Genomic DNA, 23687 nt, shown 5'->3' on the forward strand with positions numbered 1-23687 from the left:
CACCTTGGCATATCTATTGCACTATTTTAGCTGTGTCAGTCCAGTAGGGTGTGTTAGGCGTAAGCCGTAACGCACCACTCTTAAGGCTTTGGCGCGTTACGCTGTCGCTAACGCAACGCCAGTGACGCTCCTGCGTCGCTACCGCTACGAAGTAGCTCAAGTCGGGAAACCCGCCCACGCGACTGGCTCCCCTAGGTATCTTTTCAAAAATCAAATAGTAACCCTATAGTTTAGGCAGGAAATAGGCAATAATTAACGGTTGATAAAACTCTTTTATATGGGCTAAGTTTTTTCAAAAATAAAATTTTAAGTTATTTTTATTACAAAGCGCGCGATTAATTATTGTTGGTGCAGCTTATCTAGTAAAGGTTTCTCGCTGAAGTGGGGCTTTTATAATGCGTCAAATAACCCCATACATTGGCATTGACTAATTGTATTATCTTGAATATGTTTGCTCGAAAACTTGCCAGCCAAGATAAGATTATTATTTGGCTTGAGTGTGCTGCGAAACAACAGTATATGATTCAGATGACAAGCTAAATAAATAATATTGACTTTGAGGCTAGAATTTATGATAAAACATTGGCGAAAAACGATAGTTTTTTTCTTCACAACAATTGTGCTGACAATTTTAATAGTTTCTTATAAACCAGTACTAATAGCTGAAGCAGAATCTTCCACATCAATACTAACGGCTGCTAAGTCTTTTGCGTCTGTAGCTTATCCCAATAGGTCATTAAGTGCTTTCCCCGCGACGCTACCACCATTGCCTTATAGTAATGGATCGCTAACAAAAGCTATTGATGCTGAAACAATGAAATTGCATCATGATACACACCATGCTAGCTATGTCAAGAACTTAAATGATGCATTGAAGCAGTATCCAAATTTACAAAAGAGAAGTGTTGAAGCGTTAATAGTGGATTTGAACAGCGTACCTGAAAATATTCGGACAAAAGTACGTAATAACGGTGGCGGTCATCTCAACCATACGATTTTTTGGCAACTTATGAGTCCCGAAGGTGGTGGACAACCATCAGGAGCGATCGCTCAACAAATTAACCAAACTTTTGGCAGTTTTGATGCCTTTAAAAAACAGTTTAACGCAGCAGGTACTTCTCGCTTCGGTAGTGGTTGGGTTTGGCTAGTCCGCAATCCTCAAAATCAACTCCAGATTGTTACCACAGCAAATCAGGATAACCCGATTATGGACGGTTTATATCCAATTATGGGTAACGATCTGTGGGAACACGCCTATTACCTAAAATATCGCAACCGTCGCGCAGAATATTTGAATAATTGGTGGAGTATAGTAAATTGGCCCCAAGTTAACAGGCGATACCTTTCTTTACCTACGGGATCTGTGAACTAAATACTGTAGGAATGAGAAGCTTTCTATAAGAATGCTAATTAAACTTCATCTGGGTAGTTCGCTTTAAAGCTATTGCAGATATCATGTATGTCATTGCCAGAGTAACAATCAAGTAGCTAATGTTACAAAACTTAAGAGTAGATCCTGCTGGTGGTCTACTTTTACGCATTCTTTAAGGGATTTTTCAGAAACAAATTATCCCATCTTTGGATTTTTGTATCAAAAGATACTATTTGTCTATTGTTAAGTTATGTAAAGGAAATTAACAAACATAACAATAATTTGTAATAAAAAATGACGCGGCAGCATTGTATAAAGAGAACTTGGAAGTAAAAAACAACATCTTAATCAGGTTTTCCAGTCGTTCACAGAAGTTTGAAGTTTTTTAACAAAAGTTTTAATCTGAAAGCCTGGAGATCGTAAACTTATTTCTTGAGATGTCTGTTTTCGACCTTTCGTAACTCGTCAGGCAGTACTGACATCAAAAAAGCTGAAGCACTCAGTTTTGAGTCCAATTATTCTTAACCAAGCAAATTAGGAGATTTAACGCAATGGTTTTAGATGCATTTGCAAAAGTAGTTTCCCAAGCTGATACACGTGGGGAATACCTCTCCGATGCACAATTGGATGCATTGAGCGAACTAGTCAAAGATGGTAACAAGCGTGCAGATGCTGTTAACCGGATTACCAGCAATGCTTCCGCTCTAGTTGCTGCTGCGGCTCGTGATTTGTGGGCAGAACAACCCCAATTGATCACTCCCGGCGGTAATGCTTACACCAGCCGTCGCGCTGCTGCTTGCATCAGAGACTTGGACATCATTCTTCGCTACATCACCTACGCAATCTTTGCTGGCGATTCCAGCGTTCTAGATGACCGTGCCCTCAACGGCTTGCGTGAAACCTACTTGGCATTGGGAACCCCTGGAGCTTCAGTTGCTGTTGGTATTCAAAAGCTGAAAGCAGCTTCCCTAGCAATTGTTAACGACACAAACAACATCACCAGAGGCGATTGCAGCGCTTTATCATCCGAAATAGCTAGCTATTTTGACCGTGCTGCATCAGCAGTAGCTTAAGGCAGATACTGCTGCTATTGACTGAGATAATTGTCCATTAGGACAAAACAAAATTTCAACCAAAAGTTTGTAAAAGGGAAATACCAAAATGACAAAAACACCTCTAACGGAAGCAATTGCATCAGCAGACTCTCAAGGTCGCTACCTCAGCAGCACCGAAATTCAAGTTGCTTTTGGTCGCTTCCGTCAAGCGCCAGCTAGCTTACAAGCAGCAAAAGCATTAAGTGCTAATGCTCAACGCTTGACCGAAGGTGCTGCTCAAGCAGTATATAACAAGTTCCCTTACACCACCCAACAACAAGGCCCCAACTTCGCGTCTGATGCACGCGGTAAAGGCAAGTGTGTTCGTGATGTTGGCTACTACTTGCGGATCATCACTTATGCTTTAGTTGTTGGTGGCACAGGCCCCTTGGATGACTTCTTGATTTCTGGCTTGGCTGAAATCAACCGGACTTTTGACCTGTCTCCTAGCTGGTACATTGAAGCTCTCAAGTACATCAAAGCTAACCACGGTCTAAGCGGCGACCCAGCTGTTGAAGCAAATTCCTACATCGACTATGTAATCAATACTCTAAGCTAGAGTGTTTCTTTAGCCCGGAGAGGAAATCAGCTCTTATGACAAGTGATGTTCTATGAGTTGCTTACCTCTCCGGGCAGTTTTATTTTCAAAAGACTGTTAAAAAACTAGAAAAAAATTTTCTAAAAAGTTTTCAGTTTTGCAGTTAAAACTGAGGAGGTTTAAGGATGGCAGCTTTGGGACAAGCAGCAAGACTAGGGATTGGAGCATTTGAAGACTCAGCACCTGTAGAACTACGCCCCGATAGAACTGAAGCAGATGTGGCAGTGGTTATCCGGGCAGCTTACCGTCAGGTTTTGGGTAATGCATACCTCCTAGAAGGAGAGCGTCTGGAGAGCGCAGAATCACTTTTGCAGCAAGGTTTAATCTCGGTTCGGGGATTTGTGCAAGCCATTGCTCAATCAGAACTCTATCGGGATAAGTTTTTTCACTCCAACTCGCAAACTAGGTTTATCGAGTTAAATTATAAGCATTTATTGGGGCGTGCCCCAGAAGATGAGTCAGAGATTTCGTACCATGTTGAACTTTATAACTCACAAGGTTACGAAGCTGAAATTAACTCTTACATTGACTCATTAGAATATCAAGAGAGTTTTGGCGAAAATGTTGTGCCCTACTATCGAGGCTTTAAAAGTCAAGTAGGACAAAAAAATGTTGGATATAGCCGACTGTTCCAACTGTATCGGGGTTATGCGAATAGCGATCGCGCCCAAGGACAAAAACAAGGGCGGCTAACCTGGGAAGTCGCTAAAAATCTAGCTTCACCCATTTATCCAGTCTCCGCCGGAGCTTTAACTGGTCTCTCTTCAGGTGGTCGTGGGGAAACATATCGCATCAGAGTGCTACAAGCAGCTTCCCCAAATTCAACTGTAGTAAGACGTGGGACTGCGGAATTGCTCGTACCCTACGAGCAACTGTCTAGTAAATTGCAGCAGTTGAATCGCAAAGGCAGTAGAGTTATTAGCATTACTGCCGTATAAATATGGCTGGGGACTGGGGACTGGGGGCTGGGGAGTGGGGGCTGGGGGCTGGGAAAGAGTTTTTCCAATACCTAGTACCCGATCCCTAATCCCCAGTCCCCAATTAGTAATTACAAAAGGAAAATTCACCAATGGCTATTACAACAGCAGCGTCCCGTCTAGGAACGGAACCTTTTAGCGACCAATCTCCTGTAGAATTGCGTCCCAATGCAAGTAAGGAAGATATAGAGAGAGTAATTGCTGCCGTATATCGTCAGGTGTTAGGCAACAACTATATATTGGCATCTGACCGCCTGGAAAGTGCTGAATCTATTCTACGTGACGGAAAAAATACAGTACAAGAATTTGTGCGTCAAGTTGCTAAATCAGAACTGTACAAAACCAAGTTTTTCTACGACAATTTCCAAACTCGCGTTATCGAACTGAACTATAAACATTTGTTGGGCCGTGCCCCTTATGATGAGTCTGAAGTGGTTTATCACTTGGACTTGTACCAAAACAAAGGATATGAAGCCGACATCGATTCTTATATTGATTCGGCAGAGTATCAATCTAGCTTTGGTGAAAATATAGTTCCTTACTATCGTGGCTTTAACACCCAAACAGGACAAAAAACTGTAGGATTCAGCCGGATATTCCAACTTTATCGCGGCTATGCCAGTAGCGATACTTCCCAACTCAAAGGCAAGTCTTCCCGTCTTGCTGTTGAACTAGGTCGCAACAGTGCATCTGTTGTTGTTCCTCCATCTGGTACTTCTTCTGGTTTTTCATACGTTCCTTCCGAAAAAGGTGTTACCCCCAACAGTACTTTTGGTGGTGCAGGAACTTTTGGTAAAGAAGGCAGACTCTACCGCATTGAAGTAGCAGGCGTTTTTGGTGCTGGATATCCTAGTACACGCCGTGTTAATCAAGCGGTGGTAATACCTTATGAAGAACTATCTAGTTACTTCCAGAGAGTGGTAAAACAAGGTGGTAAAATAGCTAGTGTGAAACCGCTTTAGTGTCATTTGTCAATAGTCATTAGTCATTGATTAATGACTGTTGAAAATTTGAAATTTAAGATTTGGAAGTGATTTATGCTTGGACAAGTTAGTGGTAGAACTAGTAGTCGTAGCTTCCGATATGAAGTTGTAGGTTTACGCCAAAGCGAAGAAACTGACAAAATCAACTATCCCATTCGTTCTAGTGCCAGTGTATTTATCACAGTGCCTGAGAACCGAATGAATCAAGAAATGCAGCGAATTACTCGCTTGGGTGGCAAAATAGTCAGTATTCAGCCATTAAACCTTGAAACGACAACAAACAGCGAACAAAGCGATCATCCTTCTTCCTAATGAATTCTAGTCCACAGAAATTTGAAGATTTATCAGCGACAGGTGATAATGCCGATGGTGGATCTTTAACAGTCGAACAAGCGATCGCTAATCTTAAAAGTGCCGATTTAGGCTTGCGCTTTTATGCTGCTTGGTGGTTGGGTAGGTTTCGCATAAGTGAACCAGCTGCGGTTATAGGGCTGATTAAAGCTTTAGAGGATGAAGCCGACAGGACACCAGAAGGCGGATATCCTCTGCGACGGAATGCAGCTAGAGCATTGGGAAAACTAGGCGATCGCCAAGCAGTATCACCTTTAATTGCGTGTTTAGACTGCTCAGATTTTTATGTGCGGGAAGCAGCAGCACAATCCTTAGAAATGTTAGGCGATCCAGTTTGTATTCCTGGCCTAATCAAGCTATTAAAAGTAGGTTTGCAGGGAGAGCAGCTTGTCTCACAGCAGCCTGATTTATCTCAACCCTACGAGGCTATTATAGAAGCCTTGGGAACCTTGAGGGCGACTGAGTGCATCCCTTTGGTAAAGCCATTCTTAGAGCATCCAATTGAATTGGTACAATATGCTGCCGCACGAGCGATGTATCAATTAACCCAAGAACCAGCTTATGGGGAAAGATTAGTAAAAGCTTTGGCGGGTGAGAGATTGCAATTGCGTCGAGCGGTGTTAGCAGACTTGGGAGCCATTGGATATCTACCCGCAGCAGATGCGATCGCACAGACTCTTGCTGAAAATAGCCTCAAGCTCATTTCTCTCAAAGGATTATTAGAACATCAAGTCAATCACACTACACCAAGCACTTTGTCAGAAGGTGCGATTAAAGTGATTAATTTGATGGACTCGCTATTGTAGCCATAAATCAGGAGTCAGGAGTCAGAATTCAGAATACTCCACCTATGTTCGCGCAACGTCTCGCAGAGAAGGAATGGATTATTAACTCTTTGATTAATATTTTAATTTTGTTTTACCCACAATTCGGCTTAGTTTTAAACCAATATCCAATATCTATAACCCAGTTGTACATAATAATTCAATTCTGTTAGCGGATAGCTATGGTTTAGCCCATTCTGTCTCCTGAATTCTTAATTCCTCTTAGAAATTCTAAATAATAAGTTCTTATTAATACGTTACAAAAAATGCTTCCTATATATAAACCCCCAACCCAACTGCAAAATTAGGGTTAGGGGTTTATGTATGATGTCACCTACGGATAACTTAAGCTACAATTGGCTGACGGCTAATTACTCATGAGAAATTGTTATGAATAACAGCGATCTTGCCCAAATACTGATCCGTGCTGTAGAAGAAGCAGACTCTTCAGAGCGCTTAGTAGACGCAGTTCAAGAGTTAGCAGCAGCACATATAGAGGAATCTGTTCCTACTCTAATTGCAGCTTTGGGCTACAACAATCCAGGAGCGGCGGTGGCGGCAGTAGATGGACTAATTGCCATCGGGGAAGCCGCAGTATCGCCATTATTGGAACTAATCGATGACTACAACTATGGTGCTAGGGCTTGGGCACTTCGTGCTTTAGCCGGAATTGGCGATGTTCGGGCGCTGGATACCTTGTTAGAGGCAGCAAAAACTGATTTTTCCTTAAGTGTGCGGCGGGCTGCTGCTAGAGGATTAGGTACTTTGCGCTGGCATCAATTACCGCCTGAGAAAGTAGAATCTGTTCAGACTCAGGTATTAGAGGCGCTATTACTGATTTCTCAAGATCCAGAATGGGTAGTGCGCTATGCAGCAGTGACGAGTTTAGAAACATTAGCAATGTCTGGCGACAACCCGCAAAGCGGCAACTTTATAGCAGCTACTTTACCCGATCAAGAGTCACGAATTACAAATCAACTTCAGCAAATGCTCAATACAGACGTTGATCTTGGAGTTCGTACTCGTGTCAAGTTTGTACTGGAAAAAATTCAGCAAAAACATCAACAAGAAGTCTTTGTACCAAAAAGAAAGCTACAAGAAACTGAAGTTGGAGTGCCCCATCGTGGTGGTGGTAGGCGTTAAGCAATTAAGAAATTATCTTAGAGATTACCTACATTGCTAACGCTAGCCCAATACCGCAGAGAATCCCCTTTCTAAAACTTGCTCTAATTCCCTTCTTTTTAAGGAGGGTTAGAGAGGTTCAAGCCTCCAACAAAGCTGAATCAGCACGGGAGTTTTATGGATGGAGATATATTCACCACACTATCCTATTTCAAGTGCGATCGCTGAAATTTTGCTGACTAATAAAAATTAGGGTATCGGATTGAAGTAGGTGAAAGTATAGCTCCTATTGATAACCTTAAATAGGAATGGCATAACATAGAAATACTGTCACCACACAATTAATTGTATTTAGTACCATATCTTTAACCCAACGACTTAATTTCTGCCTGGATGTTGCCACGGGCACAGGGTTCCGCGAACTCTAACATTAAAGGCGTATGATAAATGCGCGATCGCTGTAAAAACTTTTCTAAAACCTGCTGACGACCTGTAATATAATCTGCCTCTGACAGCCAGCTATATTCCTGGCGAATAGCATGGGCGTATTCTTGATACTCCACTGAGTTAGCAGCCAAAATCCCTAAATCTGCATCAAGTAGAACTTGGCCATTATAGTCATTCACCGCAGCTTGATGGTTTTTAGTATCCAAAATTAGATGTTTAACAGTACTTGTAGTACTTTCTGGAATACCTAACTTACTCAGCAACTCAAAAGCATAGTCTGCACTTCGTTCTTCATTATCTTGAGCTTGAGTGTCATAGACTACATCGTGAAACCAGGCAGCTAGTTGAACCGCAGCTAGATTGTTGGTGTAGCCTTGCAAAATCTGAATTGTGCTGAGAACGCGATCGATGTGTTTCAGTGTATGGTAATAGCGACCAGGGGTAGAGTAAGCTACAACCAAGCAATTAAAGGCTTTTTCAGCCGCTACCTGGTCAACACTAAAGGGTTGGAGTGTGTGTTGCCAGTTAGAAAATAAAATATCCATAAAGTTTTCTGGAGGCATAGAGTGAGTATACCCATTCTTAGTATTGGAAAAAACAAGTACATGCTGTTAAAACAGCAGTAGAAGATTTGAAGTACAACCTTACCTTCTGATTTTGCCAGCACAAAGAGGGCGTATTTTCCCTTCCCACAGCCGAAAAGGGATTAGGGGTGCGATCGCGCGGATATATTTACAATTTATAAATCAATGAAACTTTGGACACCCAATCAAAATCTCGACAACGGACGATTCATTATACAAAAAGTCCTTGGTGGCGGTGGCTATGGTGTCACCTATAGCGCCATAGAACAGCCTACAGGTAAAGCAGTCGTTATCAAAACCCTCAACCATATTCAACAAAGTAAGGATGACTTTCAGCAACGACAGGTAAAATTTGTCAATGAAGCGCTGCGGTTAGCCAGATGTACTCATACCCATATTGTCCAAGTCTATGAAGTTATCCAAGAAGATGGACTCTGGGGCATGGTGATGGAATATATTGATGGAGAAGATTTAGGTGCTTATATTGAGCAGCATGGCCAATTATCAGAAGATGAAGCCTTACGCTTAATTGACCAAGTAGGTCAAGCATTAGAATATGTCCACAAACAGGGATTTTTACATCGGGATATCAAACCCAATAATATTATTTTGCGTGGTGGTAAATCAGAAGCAGTTTTAATTGATTTTGGGTTAGCAAGAGAATATACAATTGGACAAGTGGGGAGCATGACTAACGAGAGAACCAACGGTTATGCACCCATTGAACAGTATGAAAGACAGGGAAATTTTGGTCATTATACTGATGTTTATGCCTTAGCTGCAACCCTATATAGTTTGCTCACAAAAGAGATACCTTTTCCTGCCAATTTTAGGGATAAGGGCATACCCTTACCACCGCCAAAGCAATTTAATCCGCAAATTAGTGACAGGGTAAATGATGCAATTATGAAAGCGATGGCATTGCAACCTCAAGAACGTCTACAGTCGGTTTTAGAGTTTCGAGAATTGCTGGGTATCGCTAGCACCCAATCATACCAACAAAAAGGGCAAGAATTAATTGCAAATATCAAAGGTTTAGAATTGCCATCCCAAGAGTTTCCGCAATTGGTGTCATCTAAACAATTGCTGGAGATAGATAAAGAAGAATCAGAGGAAACCATATTGTTAGTGCCGCCAAAGCAATTGCATCCTCAAATTAGCGATAGGTTAAAGGGTGGGATTATTAAAAACATAGCATTGCAATTTCAAAAAAATGTACAATCGGTGTCAGAGTCTAGAGAAAAATCATCTGAGATTAAGTTAATCTCTGCTGTGAATATAGATTACACCCGACTGCGAGATTTACTAGCAGCCGGAGAGTGGAAAGAAGCAAATGAAGAAGCGACACAAGTGATGCTAGCAGTTCCTAAAAGAGAAAAGGAAGGCTGGTTTCGCCCTCAAGATATTGACAACTTTCCTTGTGAAGATATTCAGACCATTAACAAATTGTGGGTAAAATACAGCGACGGGCGTTTTGGTTTTTCGATACAAAAGCGCATTCATCAAAGTATGGGTGGAACTAGAAATTACGATAAAAAAATCTGGGAAGCTTTCGCCGATCGCGTCGGTTGGAAAAAAGATGGAGAATGGATACTATACTCCAGATACCTGTGTACTTGGAATTTAAATGCACCTTATGGACACCTCCCCCTCCCTCATCATGGTTTTATGTGGGGTTGTGGGTGTTTTCTTTCCCATAAAGATTTGTAGAAGGGGCAGGAGGGGCTACGTATGAATTGATATTGTTATATCTGATACATGTAAGTTATGATCGTGGGCATTAATTTTCTATTTTTCAGATGCCAGCTAAAATCATTCTCACCGTTATTCAGGGACAATTGTTAGGACAGCAATTTATTTTTGACTACCGCACTAGCTGCATCATCGGCAGAAGTTTAGATTGCAATCCGCAGTTACCAGATGATGAAAATCATCGGGGTATCTCCCGCTATCACTGTCTGCTGGATATCAACCCCCCTGATATTCGGGTGCGGGACTTTGGTAGTAAAAATGGCACTTATATTAACGGTAAAAACATCGGACAACGCCAACGATATCAAACTGTCGAAGAAGCTGTCAATCTCCAGTTTCCAGAATATGACTTACAAACAGGTGACGAAATCAATTTAGGTCACACTATCTTCAAAGTTAGTATTGAAACATACCAGGAAGAGGAAAATCCGTCGAACCTCATTCCTAGCAATGTTCCTGTCAGGGATAATACGGTACAACAGTCTTATTTCTTGGAAATCATCACACATTTCCTGAAGTTGGCTGAAAGTGGCGATCGCAATTTCAAAGCAATTAGTGGTTATAATCTTGTCAAACTCCTCAGCAGTAGTGAATTCGGAGAAGTTTACTTAGCACAGCATAATCAGTCTGGCAAGTTTATAGCCCTAAAGGTCATGTTACCAGCAGTGGCAGCAAATGAATTCGCTGTGGAGATGTTTCTGCGGGAGACGGAAAACACTAAAGCTTTGCAACATCCTCATGTAGTGCAACTGATGGATTGTGGCTACTCAGAAATCCTTTTCTTTTTTACAATGGAGTATTGTGAGGGCGGTACTGTATGGGATTTCATGCAGCAACTTGGTGGGCGATTATCTATTGATATTGCTATACCGATTATTCTGCAAATTTTAGACGCTTTGCAATATGCCCACAATGTTGAAATTCCTTATGTAAAACTGGCAGATGGGAAATTTGGCAAAGGTAAAGGTATAGTTCACCGCGACCTGAAACCGAGTAATATTTTCCTTACTAATATTGATGGAAAACTGGTAGCTAAAATCGGTGATTACGGTTTATCTAAGGCATTTGATTTAGCGGGCTTAAGCGGTCAAACCTTGACTGGTACTCAAGCAGGTACTCCCGTTTTTATGCCCCGACAGCAGGTGCTTAACTTTAAATATGCCCAGCCGGAGGTTGATATTTGGGCAGTCGCGGCTTGTCTCTACAATATGCTAACAGGTAGTTTCCCCCGCAACTTCACAGGCGATCCCTTTCTGGCAGTTTTACAAAATGAACCTATACCAATTCGCCAACGAGATGCGACAATTAGCCAACCGCTAGCACAGGTGATTGATTTGGCGTTGGTTGATAAGCCGGAAATCCACTTTAAAAGTGCAGCCGAGTTTAAGCAGGCGTTGTTAAGTGCGTTGGCATAATAGAGTTTACAGCAGTTTTTATGTATTTGAATTACATCTGTCGTAGAAGCACAACATCTCTACGATGGAATATTTTTTTAATTGGAAGTCTCTAGAACAGTACACCGTAAGCAAATCATTCAAAATCAATGAAATCCTTACGATATAAGAATTACGAATTACGAATTACGAATTACGAATTCCACATAATGGTGACAGCTAAATGAAAGAGTCAAAATAGAAGACACAGGCTTTATACAAAAAGCCTTGTCTAGATTAATGGAGTTTATTATCAGTGGTATTACAAGTACAAACAAGCACCTACGAAGCTAAAACCCAAGAAATTGCTAAACAACTTCTAGCAGCAACCCAGGAAAATCGTTCATTTTTTTCTTCACTGCGCGATCAAATGCGCTGGGATGATAAATTACTAGCTTGGGCGATGAGTAATCCTGGGTTACGGGTACAACTATTTCGCTTTATAGACACGCTACCTGCTTTACACAGTAAATCAGAAATTGCTTCACATTTACAAGAATATTTAGGCGATGAGTCTGTAGAATTGCCGGCAGCTTTGAAGGGAATGCTAAACTTTGCTAACCCCGATTCGATGCCCGGACAAGTTGCTGCGACAACCGTTGGTACAGCTGTTGAGACTCTTGCTCATAAATATATTTCTGGGGAAAATATTAAACAAGTCATCAAAACAGTTGAACGACTGCGAAAAGAAAAAATGGCTTTCACCATCGATTTACTTGGTGAGGCGGTAATTACCGAAGCCGAAGCGCAGTCTTATCTAGAACGCTATCTAGAATTAATGCAACAATTGGTAGAAGCATCAAAGAATTGGGCAGCTATCCCGGCTATTGATGAGGCTGATGGCGAAACAATCCCCAAAGTTCAGGTTTCTGTAAAATTAACGGCGTTTTATTCCCAATTTGACCCTTTAGATGCTAAAGGTAGTGAGGAGAGAGTTAGCGATCACATTCGTACTCTCTTACGTCGTGCTAAAGAGTTGGGCGCAGCTGTGCATTTTGATATGGAACAGTATGCTTATAAAGACATAACTCTCAGCATCCTGAAAAAACTCTTACTAGAAGAAGAATTTCGGCAACGCACAGATATTGGCATGACAATTCAAGCATATCTGCGTGATAGCGAGGAGGATGCCAAAAACGTAATTTCTTGGTTGAAAGAACGCGGTTATCCCCTGACAATCCGCTTGGTGAAAGGTGCATATTGGGATCAAGAAACTATTAAAGCAGCCCAGAAGCATTGGAAACAGCCAGTTTACAACGATAAAGCGGCAACAGATGCTAACTTTGAAACCATCACTCAGTTATTGCTAGAAAATCATCAATATGTGTATTCTGCCATTGGTAGCCATAATGTGCGATCGCACTCTCGCGCCATTGCCATAGCTGAAAGTTTAAATGTCCCCCGCCGTCGCTTTGAATTACAAGTCCTCTACGGTATGGGAGATAAAGTTGCAAAAGCATTGGTTGACAAGGGTTATCGAGTTAGAGTTTACTGTCCCTACGGTGAATTATTACCTGGAATGGCGTATTTAATTCGCCGATTGTTAGAAAATACCGCCAATAGTTCATTTTTACGGCAAAATCTCGAAAATCGACCAATTGACGAATTATTAGCGCCGCCAATTGTCAAAGAAGAAAACTCTTTAACTCCTAACGTACAGACGCGATTAATCGCGTCTCTCCAAAGTACAGACGCGATTAATCGCGTCTCTACTAACTCTCATTTCCTCGGTGCTGCTGATACAGATTTTGCTGTGGAAGAGATAAGAACGAAAACGACGAAAGCTTTCCAAAGCGTTCGTCAACAATTGGGTAAAACTTATTTGCCGTTGATTAATGGGGAATATATTAATCCGCCGGAATTCGTTGATTCTCTCAACCCTTCTAATTTCAGTGAAGTAGTTGGTAAAGTTGGCTTGATTAGCGTTGAACAAGCTGAACAGGCTATGCAAGCAGCCAAAGCAGCATTTCCTGGGTGGAGGAAAACACCCGCGAAACAACGCGCTGATATTTTGCGAAAAGCGGGTGATTTAATGGAACTCCGCCGCGCCGAACTTTCAGCTTGGATAGTTTTAGAAGTCGGAAAACCAGTTAAGGAAGCTGATGGAGAGGTTTCGGAAGCGATAGACTTTTGTCGGTACTATGCTGATGAGATAGAACGGCTAGATAAAGGTGTCAATTATGACTTAGCTGGAGAAACCAATCGTTATATTTATCATCCACGGGGAATTGTTGTAGTGATTTCTCCCTGGAATTTCCCCCTGGCGATCGCTTGCGGAATGACTGTTGCTGCTTTAGTTTCAGGGAATTGCACTCTCCTCAAACCTGCGGAAACATCTTCTGTAATTGCAGCCAAACTCACAGAAATCTTGATAGATGCTGGTTTTCCTAAAGGTGTATTTCAATACGTACCCGGTAAGGGTTCGCAAGTCGGCGCTTATTTAGTCAATCATTCAGAAACTCATGTAATTGCTTTTACAGGTTCTCAAGAAGTTGGTTGTAGAATTTACGCAGAAGCCGCAATACTGAAACCTGGACAGAAGCACATGAAACGGGTAATTGCTGAAATGGGTGGCAAGAATGCGATTATTGTCGATGAAAGTGCTGATTTAGACCAAGCAGTTGTAGGGGTGGTGCAGTCAGCATTTGGTTATAGCGGACAAAAATGTTCTGCGGCTTCCAGGGTGATTGTGCTGGAACCAATTTATGAAGCTTTTGTGCAACGGTTGGTAGAAGCGACAAAATCCTTGAATATTGGGGAGGCAGAGTTACCTAGTACCCAAGTTGGGCCAGTAATTGATGCTAATGCCCGCGATCGCATCCGCGAGTATATTGAGAAGGGTAAGGCAGAGGCACAATTAGCTTTGGAATTACCAGCACCCGAACAAGGGTATTTTATCGGGCCTGTCATTTTTAGTGAAGTCTCACCAAACGCGGTAATTTCCCAGGAAGAAATTTTTGGCCCTGTACTGGCGGTAATTCGGGTGAAAGATTTCCAGGAAGCCTTAGCAGTTGCTAACGGTACAAACTTCGCCTTAACTGGAGGACTTTATTCTAGAACACCTTCGCACATTCAGCAGGCGCAGACAGAATTTGAAGTTGGGAATTTGTACATTAACCGCAATATTACCGGAGCGATCGTTGGGCGGCAACCCTTTGGTGGATTTAAACTTTCTGGAGTGGGTTCTAAAGCCGGAGGCCCTGATTACCTACTGCAATTTTTAGAACCACGCGCGATAACAGAAAATATTCAGCGACAAGGTTTTGCACCAATTGAAGGAGCAGATTAAACTACAACAATCAGTAAAAAGTATAGATTAATACACTTGGTTTAAGATTTGATTCCCCCTCACTCTCTTAAAAAGGGTTAGGGGGATCTTGCTGGGCAAAACTATCGTTAACCCAAGCATAAGGTAAAATTTTCTTACTCATATCATGTCCGGATAAATAGTTATGATTCCCAGTCATTGCACCCCACCCCCAACCCCTCCCCGCTTTTCGGGAGGGGAGACAAAGCTATGCTTTGGCGGGGTGGGGTTCTTCGGGTTTAATAAGTAATCAAGCGGACATGATATCATCTCCTTCATCCCCCCTTACTGACGAAAGGACTGGATTTGGAAGAAACAAAGTGAACTCACTACCCTTTCCCAAAGTCGATGTAAAAGTTACATCTCCACCATGCAAACGTGCTAATTTGCGTGTTAAGGCTAACCCCAAACCAGTGCCTTCAAACTGCCGATTTAAGCGACTGTCAAGCTGTTTAAAAGGTTCAAATAGAAATTGAAACTGACTTGAGTCTATACCAATTCCAGTATCTGAAACTGTGAAAGTTATTCCTTGGGGTACTTTTTTTACTACCAGTGACACATTGCCGGCTGGAGTGAATTTAATGGCATTGGTGAGCAGATTGAGTAACATTTGCTTGATGCGCCGCTCATCAGCAATACAAATATTCTCTTGTAGATCAATTTTACAGGTGAGTTGTAACCCCTTTTCTGAGGCGCGATCGCGTACTGTCCAGATGGCATAATTACATAAATCTGATACTGGCAAAGGCGACAAAAATAATTCCTCTTTACCTGCTTCTACTTTAGATAAGTCAAGAATATCGTTAATCAGTGCTAGCAAATGCTCACCACTACTATATATACAACTTACATATTCGTTCTGTTTTTCATTGAGAGAGCCAACTATTTCTTGTTGTAATAACTGTGACAACCCCATAATCGCATTCAGAGGGGTTCGCAGTTCGTGACTCATAGTTGTTAAAAATTCACTTTTTGCCCGATTAGCAGCTTCTGCTGCTTCTTGAGAAGCACGCAGTTTCAACTCTGTTTCCTTGCGTTCAGTAATATCTTCAATCATCGCTAGAAAAAACTCAGGTTCACCATTGCTGTCTGGTATAACAGAAACAGAGATGTGAGTCCAAACCAAACGACCACTTTGGTGCAGGCAGCGTCTCTCTATTTCAATGCGATGTCTTTCGACAAATTGTTCTTGATGTTTGCAGCGTTGGAATCCTAACCTTGAAGTTTTCTCTAAGTTTGTGTAAATTCCTGATATCAGTTGTTTGTAAAGTTTTAAATCCCCCTTTTGTGTAAAAATATAATCTGTAAAGTTCTTGCCGTATAGTTCTTCTCGGCTATATCCTAAAATCTCACACAGTACTGGATTGGTATCGACTATCTTTGCTTTCATATCTATAAGTCCAATACCGATAGAAGAACGCTCAAAAATCGCTCGGAATTGCGCCTCACTTTGCCGCAGTGCTTCCTGTGCAATATTTCGTTCGCTTGCTTCTATAGCTAGAGTCACAAAATCTGCAATTGAACCAGCAAAAGTCTCTTCTTCTAAAGTCCATTGACGATATTCGCCAATGTGTTCGTGACAAACTACGCCTACCAAACGACCCTCTAGCCAAATCGGTGCATCCAGTAGGGATGTGATACCCAAAACAGAAAGATAAGATTCGGATAACTCTTGCGTTCTTATATCGTTTCTGGCATCATTTACGGCAATGGTGCGTTCCTCTTCTAAAGCCTGGAAGTAAACTGGATAATTTTCATGTGAAAGCGAGTTACCAAAGCTATGCTCCTTGGTATTTAGATCGTATAAATCTATGCATTCAATTTTTGAACGTTCTTCATTATATAACCACACGCCAACTCGCTTGACTAAAAGCGTCTGAGCAGCAGTTTCTGTAATCTCTCTTAATACTGCATTGAGATTACCTTGTTGAAATGTCTTGCTTCTTGCCAACTGTACTAGAGTCTGGCTTTGTTTTCGCCGACTATTTTCTCTGATTCGTAAAGCTTCTTGGAACTGTTTTTGCTCTGTAATATCTCTGGCTGGCACCACCTGCATTACTTGACCTCAAGAAGAAATAATTTTGTTTTACATCTCTACGTAAAAAGTAGAGGTATCTTTGTATAACTACAATTACTACATGGTGCTTTTCATAACCGGAAAGTTTATTCTTTACAATTAAATTCTCTGATTTTGAATAATGAGTTACAGGCTAGATTTCGTTCTATCAATCCTAAATTATTTCTGAGAGAGAAGATGCTGAACTTTTCCCAAAAGTAGGGGATTCATGACTTTCAATTTTCATAAATCAAATAGGATTGCCATCATAACTTCTATTACTTTAAGTTAGTGATTTTTTCTAGGGGATAATTAACATTTAGAATAATTTATTAACTACGTAATTATACTACAAAACTACATGAAGTTAAACTTAATTTTACTTGATTTAACGTCAAGTTCTGGAACCATCTCACAGATAATAAATATGACTACCAAAATACCGTTGATTGTTCTGGAGAAAGATACTTAATGGCTCAAATTTTGCGAATATTAAGGTAAAGGGAGCTTTTATGGAGGTGGAGCGATGACGGATAGTAATGTAAGAATTGTTTCTCTGATTCCTGGTGGAACAGAGATTTTAGCGGCACTAGGGTTAGTTGATGCTATTGTGGGGCGATCGCACGAATGTGATTACCCTCCAGAAATTCTCAATCGCCCCGTTTGTACCCAAGCACGCTTAGACTCTAATGCCTCCAGCAGCCAAATTCATAATGATGTGAATAGTTTATTGCAATCTGCTCTTAGTATTTATGAAATTAAAACAGATGTTTTAGAGCAGTTGCAACCTACCCACATTCTCACTCAAGACCAGTGCGATGTTTGTGCTGTCAGCCTACAGGAAGTTGAAAAGGCAGTGGCTACACTCATTGACAGTAAACCGCAGATTATTTCTTTACAACCCAATATTCTCCAAGACGTTTGGGCTGATATTGAGCGAGTCAGCCACACCTTCAAGGTAGACTCAGTAAAAGTCTTAGAAAATTTAGAAGCTCGTGTCAAAATTTGTCAGCAAAGAATTCAAGGACTTTCTTTACACGAACAGCCTACTGTCGCCTGTATCGAGTGGATCGATCCTTTGATGGTTGCCGCAAATTGGATTCCTGAATTAGTTAACTTGGCAGGAGGGCAGTCTCTATTTTGCATTACAGGTCAGCCTTCTCCCATCTTGCCGTGGGAAACCCTATTAACAACTAATCCAGATATCATTGTTTTTATGCCTTGTGGCTTTGATTTAAATCGCACTCGCCAAGAAGCGAATTTGTTAACTCAACGTCCTGAATGGGAAAAACTGCACGCTACTAAAGCTGGTAGGGTCTACATCACTGATGGCAATTCTTACTTTAATCGTCCAGGGCCGCGACTGGTAGATTCTCTAGAAATTTTGGCTGAAATTTTGCATCCAGAAATTTTTCAATACGGCTACAAAGGAACTGGTTGGGAACTTTTGTAAAGGAGAATTCAGAACTCAGGAGTCAGAATTCAAGATGAATTTGAGTAAAACAAAATTTCAACATTTTTCCTTGTTAAAACTCCATCCATGAAGCAATGGAGTATTCTGAATTCTGAATTCTGACTCCTGGTTTCTTTTTATGGTGTTTCTTCAGAATCCGCCGATGGTTCATTGTTAAATAACAGCAGGCGTGCTGCAAGAATAGCAAATCCGATCGCAGCGATCGCTTTTAACAAACGTGTAGGTAACAATTCCGCTACTGCTCCCCCTGCTAATGCCCCTAGCAGGCTTGTCAACAGCAATGCGCCTGCTGCACCAAAAAATACTGCACGCGGAGAATTAGAACGTCCTGAAAGTGCGATCGCTGCTAGCTGACTTTTGTCACCTAATTCTGATAAAAAAACTGTAATAAAGCTCAGTCCTAAAAGATGCCAATCCATATTATTAAGGAAGAATTGGGAGTTTGACAAATGACAAATGACAAATGACTAATGACTAATGACATCCCAAAATAGCATTAGGGAAATTACCAATAACATCACACCAGATGACTTTTCTACAGTTTTTGGGCTGAGTCGGCTAGCCATCCAACTACCTAAAAGTACACCTAATAAGCTGGTGGTTATTAGCGCCGCCGCCGATCCGATAAATACCACCCACGGCGAATGAGATTCTGCACTCATTAACAGCGTGGATAACTGAGTCTTATCTCCAATTTCTGCTAGAAAGATGGTTACAAATGTTGTGCCAAAAACTACTAACACTGATTGCTGCTTTTGAGGACTATCGGCAACTACAGGCTGAACTAGCTGGGCGATCGCAGGGGTTAAGTTAAAATCAGTGCTGTCTCTCAGTTCTAGCTCGATCTCAGTCTGAGCTATGCCAGAAATGTCCAAAGGTGCAGAGTCAAGTTTCACAAGCAATAGTTTTGGTTGTAGGTGGTTTTCATATTTCTATCATATTCTCAGATTGTTGTAATAAATTGCAACTACATAAATGGAGATAAAAAATTATCGGGTGTCTTTGCGTTTGCATCCTCTTTACAGCCCAATAGCTTTATCGAAGCGTAGTATTTCTAAGCTGCGATCGCCGTATACTCCCTCTATTTGCTGGCGACAGCAATCAATAGCAAAATCGTTGACTTCTTCAGGTTCAACCCCATACATATCTTGAAAAACCTCTGGTTCCACGCGGCAGAAGCGAGGACGATCTGAGTAGATGCGACATTCTCGCGTGGTATGGTCGAAATTAACGCACCATCCATCTTCACCTACCATGCTGAGGTAGATTTCTAGTTCTGGTGGAGAGAGATACTCATCCAAATCTGGACGATCTGCTGGATCAAGATTACAGCAGGCTCCACATTGCTTTACACATTGCCAAGTTGCCATTTTTAATTGGGGAATGGGGAATGGGGAATGGGGAATGGGTAAGAAGCAGAGGAGCAGGGGGCAGGGGGAGATGAGGGAGCAGAGGAGAAGTTACAGTAAGTCTTTTCCCAATTCCCCAATTCCCCAATTCCCAATTCCCTATTTTACGTTTTTATGTCTTTTCTTATAATTTTGTTAAGTAAATTAAATCTAACAGGCCATAGACAGATATGATCGATTGCGGGTTTTGTAATTAAGTTATTGAATTTTTTAAGGCAACTGACAGGAGAAAGGGGAAAATGTTTGACGCTGTATCTGACTTGTTTAACGCTTTTACCAGCATTAATTGGGAAGTTATTTTCCAATTGTTGTCCGTAGCGCTAATTGTCATTGCTGGGCCAGTAGTAATCTTTTTGTTGGCATTTCGCAACGGCAACCTATAAGAGTTCTGAGTGCTGATTGAGAGTTAGGAGTGAGGAGTTAAGAGTGAGGAATTAAATTTTATTCTCAACTCATAACTCATAACTCATAAATCAGCACTCACAGTTTCATAGTTACAAAGGATCAGTTAATTAAAAACTCCTAACTGATAATACCTGGAGTGCAGCTTGAATAATACTGTCATACTGTGGCTGAGAAATATCAACTTCTTTAGCGTTTTGACGATTAGTGCCAAGTAAACCGATTATATGTCCTGGTTGCATCACTAACACCTTTCCTTCAGGATTTTTAATTCTTAATTCTGCCCCAATACCGTTTTTATAAAAGCCACAAGTATACTGTCGCTGATTGTACTCAAAAGTAGCACTTGAAGGGATAGGTGGCGATGCAAAAAATTGTTGAAGCTGACTTGGCAGTCTGACACCGATTAACTCTAGCTCGATGCTGGTGTTACCGTTAAAATAATTTTCCCGCAGTTTGTAAGCTACATCCACTCGCGCTGGTAAGCGGAAGTAGTCACCCCAACGCCAAGCGATCGCTTTAATTCTATACTCCTGATTATCAATAGTTTGGGCAATTGTCAGTTTAATGTGACCCTTACCAACGATTTTTTGCTCAACCACTTGAACATTAGCTGTCCAGAAAACGGGATCGGGGTTGTCCATACCGCAGGGATGGAGAGCATTAAGCTGTTGGTAAAGTTGCTGATTAATTTGATCGAGGTTGACTTCGGCATCAATTTTGAGCAGAGGCTTGAGATGCTGGGGTTCAAGACACTGGTTAGCAAACTCAATCAAACGCGATCGCAACACCTGTAAATTTTCTGCTGGTAAAGAGAATCCCCCGGCGGCTTTGTGTCCGCCAAATTTCCCTAGTAAATCGTGACAATATTCCAAAGCTTCAAACACATGAAACTCTGGAATTGAGCGTGCAGAACCGCGTATATGTCTTTCATCTTCATAAGTACCGATGAATACGGGAACACCGTAGCGTTCGACCAAGCGGGAGGCGACAATGCCAATAACGCCATGATGCCAATTGGGTTGAACAACAATTAATACACGGTCTTGTTGTAGAGATGTAACATATTCTGCTTCTACATAAGCGATCGCTTCTTGTTCAATTTGCTGACACATCTCCTGGCGAGAGGCGTTGATTTGTTCGCACTGCATTGCTCTTTCGAGCGCCAACCCCATATCATCTGTAGTCAGCAATTCAATAACAGTCTGAGGATTACCAATCCGCCCGATAGCATTAATTCGCGGCCCCAAGCGAAACCCAATATCTTCAGGCTTGAGCGATTTGGGACTGGGGACTGGGGACTGGGGACTGGGGACTGGGGATTGGGGATTGGGGATTGGGGATGGAAGCTTTTCCCTATCTCCCCGTACTCCCTCATCTCCCCTCGCTTGCACGCCACCTACCTGAATTAACGCCTGTATCCCAGCTAAGTTGGATTTGGGTAAATGCTGTAAACCACGTTTTACCCAGCGACGATTTACGCCAGTTAAGGGGGCTAAATCTGCGATCGTTCCTAGTGTAAATAATGCTAGCATCGGCTGAATCAAACCCTTAGTCTCTCCTAGCTGTTGTGCGAGAGACACTGCCAAAATATAGGCAACACCAACACCAGCAACACCACGAAAAGGTGAAGATTCAGCTATTAACTTAGGGTTGAGGATCGCGTTAGCTGGCGGTAATTTTTGGGGAATGTCGTGATGATCGGTAATAATCACTGCAAGACCAAGTTCTCTAGCTCTAGCGACTGGTTCAAACGCAGAGATGCCATTATCTACAGTCAGAATTAACCCTACGCCTTCGCTGTGAAATTCTTCAACTATGCGTTTATTAATACCATAGCCTTCGTGCATCCGGCTGGGAATAGCATAATCTACCTGTGCACCCAAAGTGCGGAGACTACGCAAAAGTAGAGCAGTGCTAGTCATTCCATCAGCATCATAGTCACCACAAATAGCAATTTTTGTTTGAGAAGCGATCGCATTTTGCAACAACTCCAGACTAATCGCCAAATCTGGAAAATCTTCTAATGGCGAAGGTAAAACTAAAGATTCTGGATTTAAAAATGCTTGTGCCTGTTCTGGTGTTTCGATCCCCCGATTAATCAACAACTGGCTGATAATGGGCGAAACATTGATTAAAACCGCTAGTTTTTGGGCAAATTCTGGTTTCTGCGGATAAATTTGCCAGCGCTGATTAGGTAAGCGCCTGCTAGGTTTTGATAGCTCAGATACAGGTCGGTCTTGCACAATACAAGTCAGGAGTTATTAGTTAGGAGTGTTGAATTTAAATTTATTTCTTAACTCATAACTAATAACATTATTTGCTATCTAAAACACGTTTATTCTGCCATCATCCATAATATATAACGAGCGATCGCCTGGAGAGCGCCAAGTCGGACGAAGTTCAAGGCGCAATGTGCCAAAGTTAAGTTTCGAGACAATTGCTTGTAGTGACAAACCTTTTTCGCTCCAAAATATCAGAGATGTATTTGGCTCAGTACCCTCTATTTGTTCTAAACTTAATTTCTGCCCTGGACTCAAGGATATTGCATCAGTCCCAGAGGGTTTTTGGATTCTGATTATGTTAGGTGTGCTATTTATAATTTCAACTCTGATGTGTTGCCCAGGTGTAAACTGAATCGGATGTGGCCCACACTTAGAAGCACAAGTTTTAGCTAAAGTATTGCTGGGATTATTGATTGATGCCACTAAAACGGTAGCTGCAACTAAAGCAAATGACAAAGACTTTAACATAATACACAGTATAAGTACTAAACTGAAATATTACTTTAATTTAGTACTATCAAGCCTCAGCATATTTTCCAGAGTTAAGCTGAGGAGATTATCTTACAGCAGAATTCAAGTATTTGAACCACACCTGTCGTAGGGGCGCAAGACCTTGCGCCCCTACCGCGTGGTCTATTTACCTGAAAATAGCTGTAAACAGTGGCAGATGATAGTGGGGATATTTGCGTAGGCGTAGCCCGTCGTAGACATCGCTATACTCGTTAGACTAGTCTAAGTCATAATCAAGAAAGAATTAGGAATCAGGAACACAGAAGCGAACTATGCACATCCTATCCCTTCAGTATCCCGATGACTTACTCATTACCTCCGGCAAATCACCCCAAGCATTAGAAGCAGAACTTACATTTTTGCTTGCAGTCAAACTATTCGAGCTACGCCGACTATCTCTTGGTAAAGCCGCCGCTTTTTGCAGTATGAACAAACTCCAATTCATGTATGAACTAGGACGTTTGCAAATCCCAGTTATCAACCTAGATGATGACCAAATTGCTGACGAATTGTGTGATGATTAACTCTGTCATTGTTGCCGATAGCAGCCCCCTCATTTCCTTGTCAATTATCGCGCAACTGGAACTTCTACCCCAACTGTGCAGCGAATATTACTTCCCCCAGCCGTATCTACGGTGTACACACAAGTCGAAGTAAACTACTAGGGGAAGGGATTTGAGGGTGCAAGAGAGAGTGGAAAATCCAAT

The 23687-nt window shown here is 41.7% G+C and carries 22 protein-coding genes; 14 read left to right on the forward strand and 8 right to left on the reverse strand.

The genetic code is table 11. The features are described 5' to 3' along the window. Positions 1-13: 13 nt before the first annotated feature. Positions 14-160 (reverse strand): hypothetical protein, encoded by a 147-nt coding sequence (locus RMZ41_RS31125; protein WP_409876279.1) that lies wholly within the window; start codon positions 158-160, stop codon positions 14-16. Between the two features lie 411 nt (positions 161-571). Here RMZ41_RS31125 and RMZ41_RS31130 point away from each other — a divergent pair, with 411 nt between their 5' ends. The 8 genes from RMZ41_RS31130 (at position 572) to RMZ41_RS31165 (ending at position 7342) form a co-directional block, all read left to right on the forward strand. After that, positions 572-1372 carry a superoxide dismutase gene (locus RMZ41_RS31130; RefSeq protein WP_322640768.1) on the forward strand — a complete coding sequence of 267 codons (801 nt, stop codon included), beginning with the start codon at positions 572-574 and terminating at the stop codon, positions 1370-1372. Between the two features lie 551 nt (positions 1373-1923). Then, positions 1924-2445, forward strand: coding sequence for a phycocyanin subunit beta (locus tag RMZ41_RS31135; RefSeq protein ID WP_322640769.1), 522 nt, complete (start codon positions 1924-1926; stop codon positions 2443-2445). A gap of 88 nt (positions 2446-2533) precedes the next feature. Then, positions 2534-3025: a phycocyanin subunit alpha gene (cpcA, locus tag RMZ41_RS31140; protein ID WP_012411562.1), complete on the forward strand. Its 492-nt coding sequence runs from the start codon at positions 2534-2536 to the stop codon at positions 3023-3025. Between the two features lie 164 nt (positions 3026-3189). Then, entirely contained in the window at positions 3190-4002 is an 813-nt protein-coding gene (locus tag RMZ41_RS31145; protein ID WP_322640770.1) for a phycobilisome linker polypeptide, read from the forward strand. A 131-nt stretch (positions 4003-4133) separates the two neighbouring features. Next, complete coding sequence (locus tag RMZ41_RS31150) at positions 4134-5003, forward strand: phycobilisome linker polypeptide (protein WP_322640771.1); 870 nt, start codon at positions 4134-4136, stop codon at positions 5001-5003. 75 nt (positions 5004-5078) lie between these two features. Beyond that, positions 5079-5336, forward strand: a complete 258-nt coding sequence (locus RMZ41_RS31155) for a phycobilisome linker polypeptide (RefSeq protein ID WP_409876281.1) — start codon at positions 5079-5081, stop codon at positions 5334-5336. After that, the gene (locus RMZ41_RS31160; protein WP_322640772.1) at positions 5336-6181 is read left to right on the forward strand and encodes a HEAT repeat domain-containing protein; all 846 of its coding nucleotides are present in this window, start codon (positions 5336-5338) and stop codon (positions 6179-6181) included. Before RMZ41_RS31155 ends, RMZ41_RS31160 begins: the two co-directional genes overlap by 1 nt. A 408-nt stretch (positions 6182-6589) precedes the next feature. Continuing rightward, a complete protein-coding gene (locus RMZ41_RS31165) occupies positions 6590-7342 on the forward strand; it encodes a HEAT repeat domain-containing protein (RefSeq protein ID WP_322640773.1) in 753 nt (250 codons plus the stop codon). A gap of 344 nt (positions 7343-7686) precedes the next feature. On the opposite strand, the gene RMZ41_RS31170 is transcribed toward RMZ41_RS31165, so the two are convergent. After that, positions 7687-8331, reverse strand: coding sequence for a hypothetical protein (locus RMZ41_RS31170; protein WP_322640774.1), 645 nt, complete (start codon positions 8329-8331; stop codon positions 7687-7689). A 186-nt stretch (positions 8332-8517) separates the two neighbouring features. Here RMZ41_RS31170 and RMZ41_RS31175 point away from each other — a divergent pair, with 186 nt between their 5' ends. From RMZ41_RS31175 to pruA, 3 genes are all read left to right on the forward strand, one after another. Further along, the gene (locus tag RMZ41_RS31175) at positions 8518-10062 is read left to right on the forward strand and encodes a serine/threonine-protein kinase (RefSeq protein WP_322640775.1); all 1545 of its coding nucleotides are present in this window, start codon (positions 8518-8520) and stop codon (positions 10060-10062) included. A gap of 89 nt (positions 10063-10151) precedes the next feature. Continuing rightward, positions 10152-11519, forward strand: a complete 1368-nt coding sequence (locus RMZ41_RS31180) for a protein kinase domain-containing protein (RefSeq protein WP_322640776.1) — start codon at positions 10152-10154, stop codon at positions 11517-11519. Between the two features lie 274 nt (positions 11520-11793). Next, on the forward strand, positions 11794-14826 hold the full coding sequence (gene pruA, locus RMZ41_RS31185; protein WP_322640777.1) for an L-glutamate gamma-semialdehyde dehydrogenase: 3033 nt from the start codon (positions 11794-11796) through the stop codon (positions 14824-14826). A 268-nt stretch (positions 14827-15094) separates the two neighbouring features. Here pruA and RMZ41_RS31190 read toward each other — a convergent pair whose 3' ends face one another. Beyond that, entirely contained in the window at positions 15095-16900 is a 1806-nt protein-coding gene (locus RMZ41_RS31190; RefSeq protein WP_322640778.1) for an ATP-binding protein, read from the reverse strand. Between the two features lie 526 nt (positions 16901-17426). Here RMZ41_RS31190 and RMZ41_RS31195 point away from each other — a divergent pair. Further along, positions 17427-18353, forward strand: a complete 927-nt coding sequence (locus RMZ41_RS31195) for a cobalamin-binding protein (RefSeq protein WP_322640779.1) — start codon at positions 17427-17429, stop codon at positions 18351-18353. 137 nt (positions 18354-18490) lie between these two features. On the opposite strand, the gene RMZ41_RS31200 is transcribed toward RMZ41_RS31195, so the two are convergent. The 3 genes from RMZ41_RS31200 to RMZ41_RS31210 form a co-directional block, all read right to left on the reverse strand. Further along, positions 18491-18793: a TMEM165/GDT1 family protein gene (locus tag RMZ41_RS31200; RefSeq protein WP_012411060.1), complete on the reverse strand. Its 303-nt coding sequence runs from the start codon at positions 18791-18793 to the stop codon at positions 18491-18493. A gap of 48 nt (positions 18794-18841) precedes the next feature. Beyond that, a complete protein-coding gene (locus RMZ41_RS31205; protein ID WP_322640780.1) occupies positions 18842-19270 on the reverse strand; it encodes a TMEM165/GDT1 family protein in 429 nt (142 codons plus the stop codon). A gap of 123 nt (positions 19271-19393) precedes the next feature. Beyond that, complete coding sequence (locus RMZ41_RS31210) at positions 19394-19744, reverse strand: YkgJ family cysteine cluster protein (RefSeq protein ID WP_322640781.1); 351 nt, start codon at positions 19742-19744, stop codon at positions 19394-19396. A 278-nt stretch (positions 19745-20022) separates the two neighbouring features. Between RMZ41_RS31210 and psb30 the strand changes: the two genes are divergently transcribed. Next, positions 20023-20166 carry a photosystem II reaction center protein Ycf12/Psb30 gene (gene psb30, locus RMZ41_RS31215; protein WP_114086065.1) on the forward strand — a complete coding sequence of 48 codons (144 nt, stop codon included), beginning with the start codon at positions 20023-20025 and terminating at the stop codon, positions 20164-20166. A gap of 129 nt (positions 20167-20295) precedes the next feature. Here psb30 and RMZ41_RS31220 read toward each other — a convergent pair whose 3' ends face one another. Beyond that, entirely contained in the window at positions 20296-22431 is a 2136-nt protein-coding gene (locus tag RMZ41_RS31220; RefSeq protein WP_322640782.1) for a single-stranded-DNA-specific exonuclease RecJ, read from the reverse strand. A gap of 81 nt (positions 22432-22512) precedes the next feature. Further along, the gene (locus tag RMZ41_RS31225; protein WP_322640783.1) at positions 22513-22938 is read right to left on the reverse strand and encodes a hypothetical protein; all 426 of its coding nucleotides are present in this window, start codon (positions 22936-22938) and stop codon (positions 22513-22515) included. A 314-nt stretch (positions 22939-23252) separates the two neighbouring features. Between RMZ41_RS31225 and RMZ41_RS31230 the strand changes: the two genes are divergently transcribed. Next, complete coding sequence (locus RMZ41_RS31230) at positions 23253-23504, forward strand: UPF0175 family protein (RefSeq protein WP_322640784.1); 252 nt, start codon at positions 23253-23255, stop codon at positions 23502-23504. Positions 23505-23687: the final 183 nt, after the last annotated feature.

The organism is Nostoc sp. DedVER02 (genome assembly GCF_034530675.2).
Taxonomy (GTDB): Bacteria; Cyanobacteriota; Cyanobacteriia; order Cyanobacteriales; family Nostocaceae; genus Nostoc.

What these genes read in the sequence shown, in the direction of transcription:
- RMZ41_RS31175 (WP_322640775.1), top strand. Translation starts at nt 8,518, where the DNA reads ATGAAACTTTGGACACCCAATCAAAATCTCGACAACGGACGATTCATT.
- RMZ41_RS31135 (WP_322640769.1), top strand. Translation starts at nt 1,924, where the DNA reads ATGGTTTTAGATGCATTTGCAAAAGTAGTTTCCCAAGCTGATACACGT.
- RMZ41_RS31145 (WP_322640770.1), top strand. Translation starts at nt 3,190, where the DNA reads ATGGCAGCTTTGGGACAAGCAGCAAGACTAGGGATTGGAGCATTTGAA.
- RMZ41_RS31150 (WP_322640771.1), top strand. Translation starts at nt 4,134, where the DNA reads ATGGCTATTACAACAGCAGCGTCCCGTCTAGGAACGGAACCTTTTAGC.
- cpcA (WP_012411562.1), top strand. Translation starts at nt 2,534, where the DNA reads ATGACAAAAACACCTCTAACGGAAGCAATTGCATCAGCAGACTCTCAA.
- RMZ41_RS31200 (WP_012411060.1), bottom strand. Translation starts at nt 18,793, where the DNA reads ATGGATTGGCATCTTTTAGGACTGAGCTTTATTACAGTTTTTTTATCA.
- psb30 (WP_114086065.1), top strand. Translation starts at nt 20,023, where the DNA reads ATGTTTGACGCTGTATCTGACTTGTTTAACGCTTTTACCAGCATTAAT.
- RMZ41_RS31225 (WP_322640783.1), bottom strand. Translation starts at nt 22,938, where the DNA reads ATGTTAAAGTCTTTGTCATTTGCTTTAGTTGCAGCTACCGTTTTAGTG.
- RMZ41_RS31165 (WP_322640773.1), top strand. Translation starts at nt 6,590, where the DNA reads ATGAATAACAGCGATCTTGCCCAAATACTGATCCGTGCTGTAGAAGAA.
- RMZ41_RS31195 (WP_322640779.1), top strand. Translation starts at nt 17,427, where the DNA reads ATGACGGATAGTAATGTAAGAATTGTTTCTCTGATTCCTGGTGGAACA.
- RMZ41_RS31155 (WP_409876281.1), top strand. Translation starts at nt 5,079, where the DNA reads ATGCTTGGACAAGTTAGTGGTAGAACTAGTAGTCGTAGCTTCCGATAT.
- RMZ41_RS31190 (WP_322640778.1), bottom strand. Translation starts at nt 16,900, where the DNA reads ATGCAGGTGGTGCCAGCCAGAGATATTACAGAGCAAAAACAGTTCCAA.
- RMZ41_RS31210 (WP_322640781.1), bottom strand. Translation starts at nt 19,744, where the DNA reads ATGGCAACTTGGCAATGTGTAAAGCAATGTGGAGCCTGCTGTAATCTT.
- RMZ41_RS31180 (WP_322640776.1), top strand. Translation starts at nt 10,152, where the DNA reads ATGCCAGCTAAAATCATTCTCACCGTTATTCAGGGACAATTGTTAGGA.
- RMZ41_RS31160 (WP_322640772.1), top strand. Translation starts at nt 5,336, where the DNA reads ATGAATTCTAGTCCACAGAAATTTGAAGATTTATCAGCGACAGGTGAT.
- RMZ41_RS31170 (WP_322640774.1), bottom strand. Translation starts at nt 8,331, where the DNA reads ATGCCTCCAGAAAACTTTATGGATATTTTATTTTCTAACTGGCAACAC.
- RMZ41_RS31130 (WP_322640768.1), top strand. Translation starts at nt 572, where the DNA reads ATGATAAAACATTGGCGAAAAACGATAGTTTTTTTCTTCACAACAATT.
- RMZ41_RS31230 (WP_322640784.1), top strand. Translation starts at nt 23,253, where the DNA reads ATGCACATCCTATCCCTTCAGTATCCCGATGACTTACTCATTACCTCC.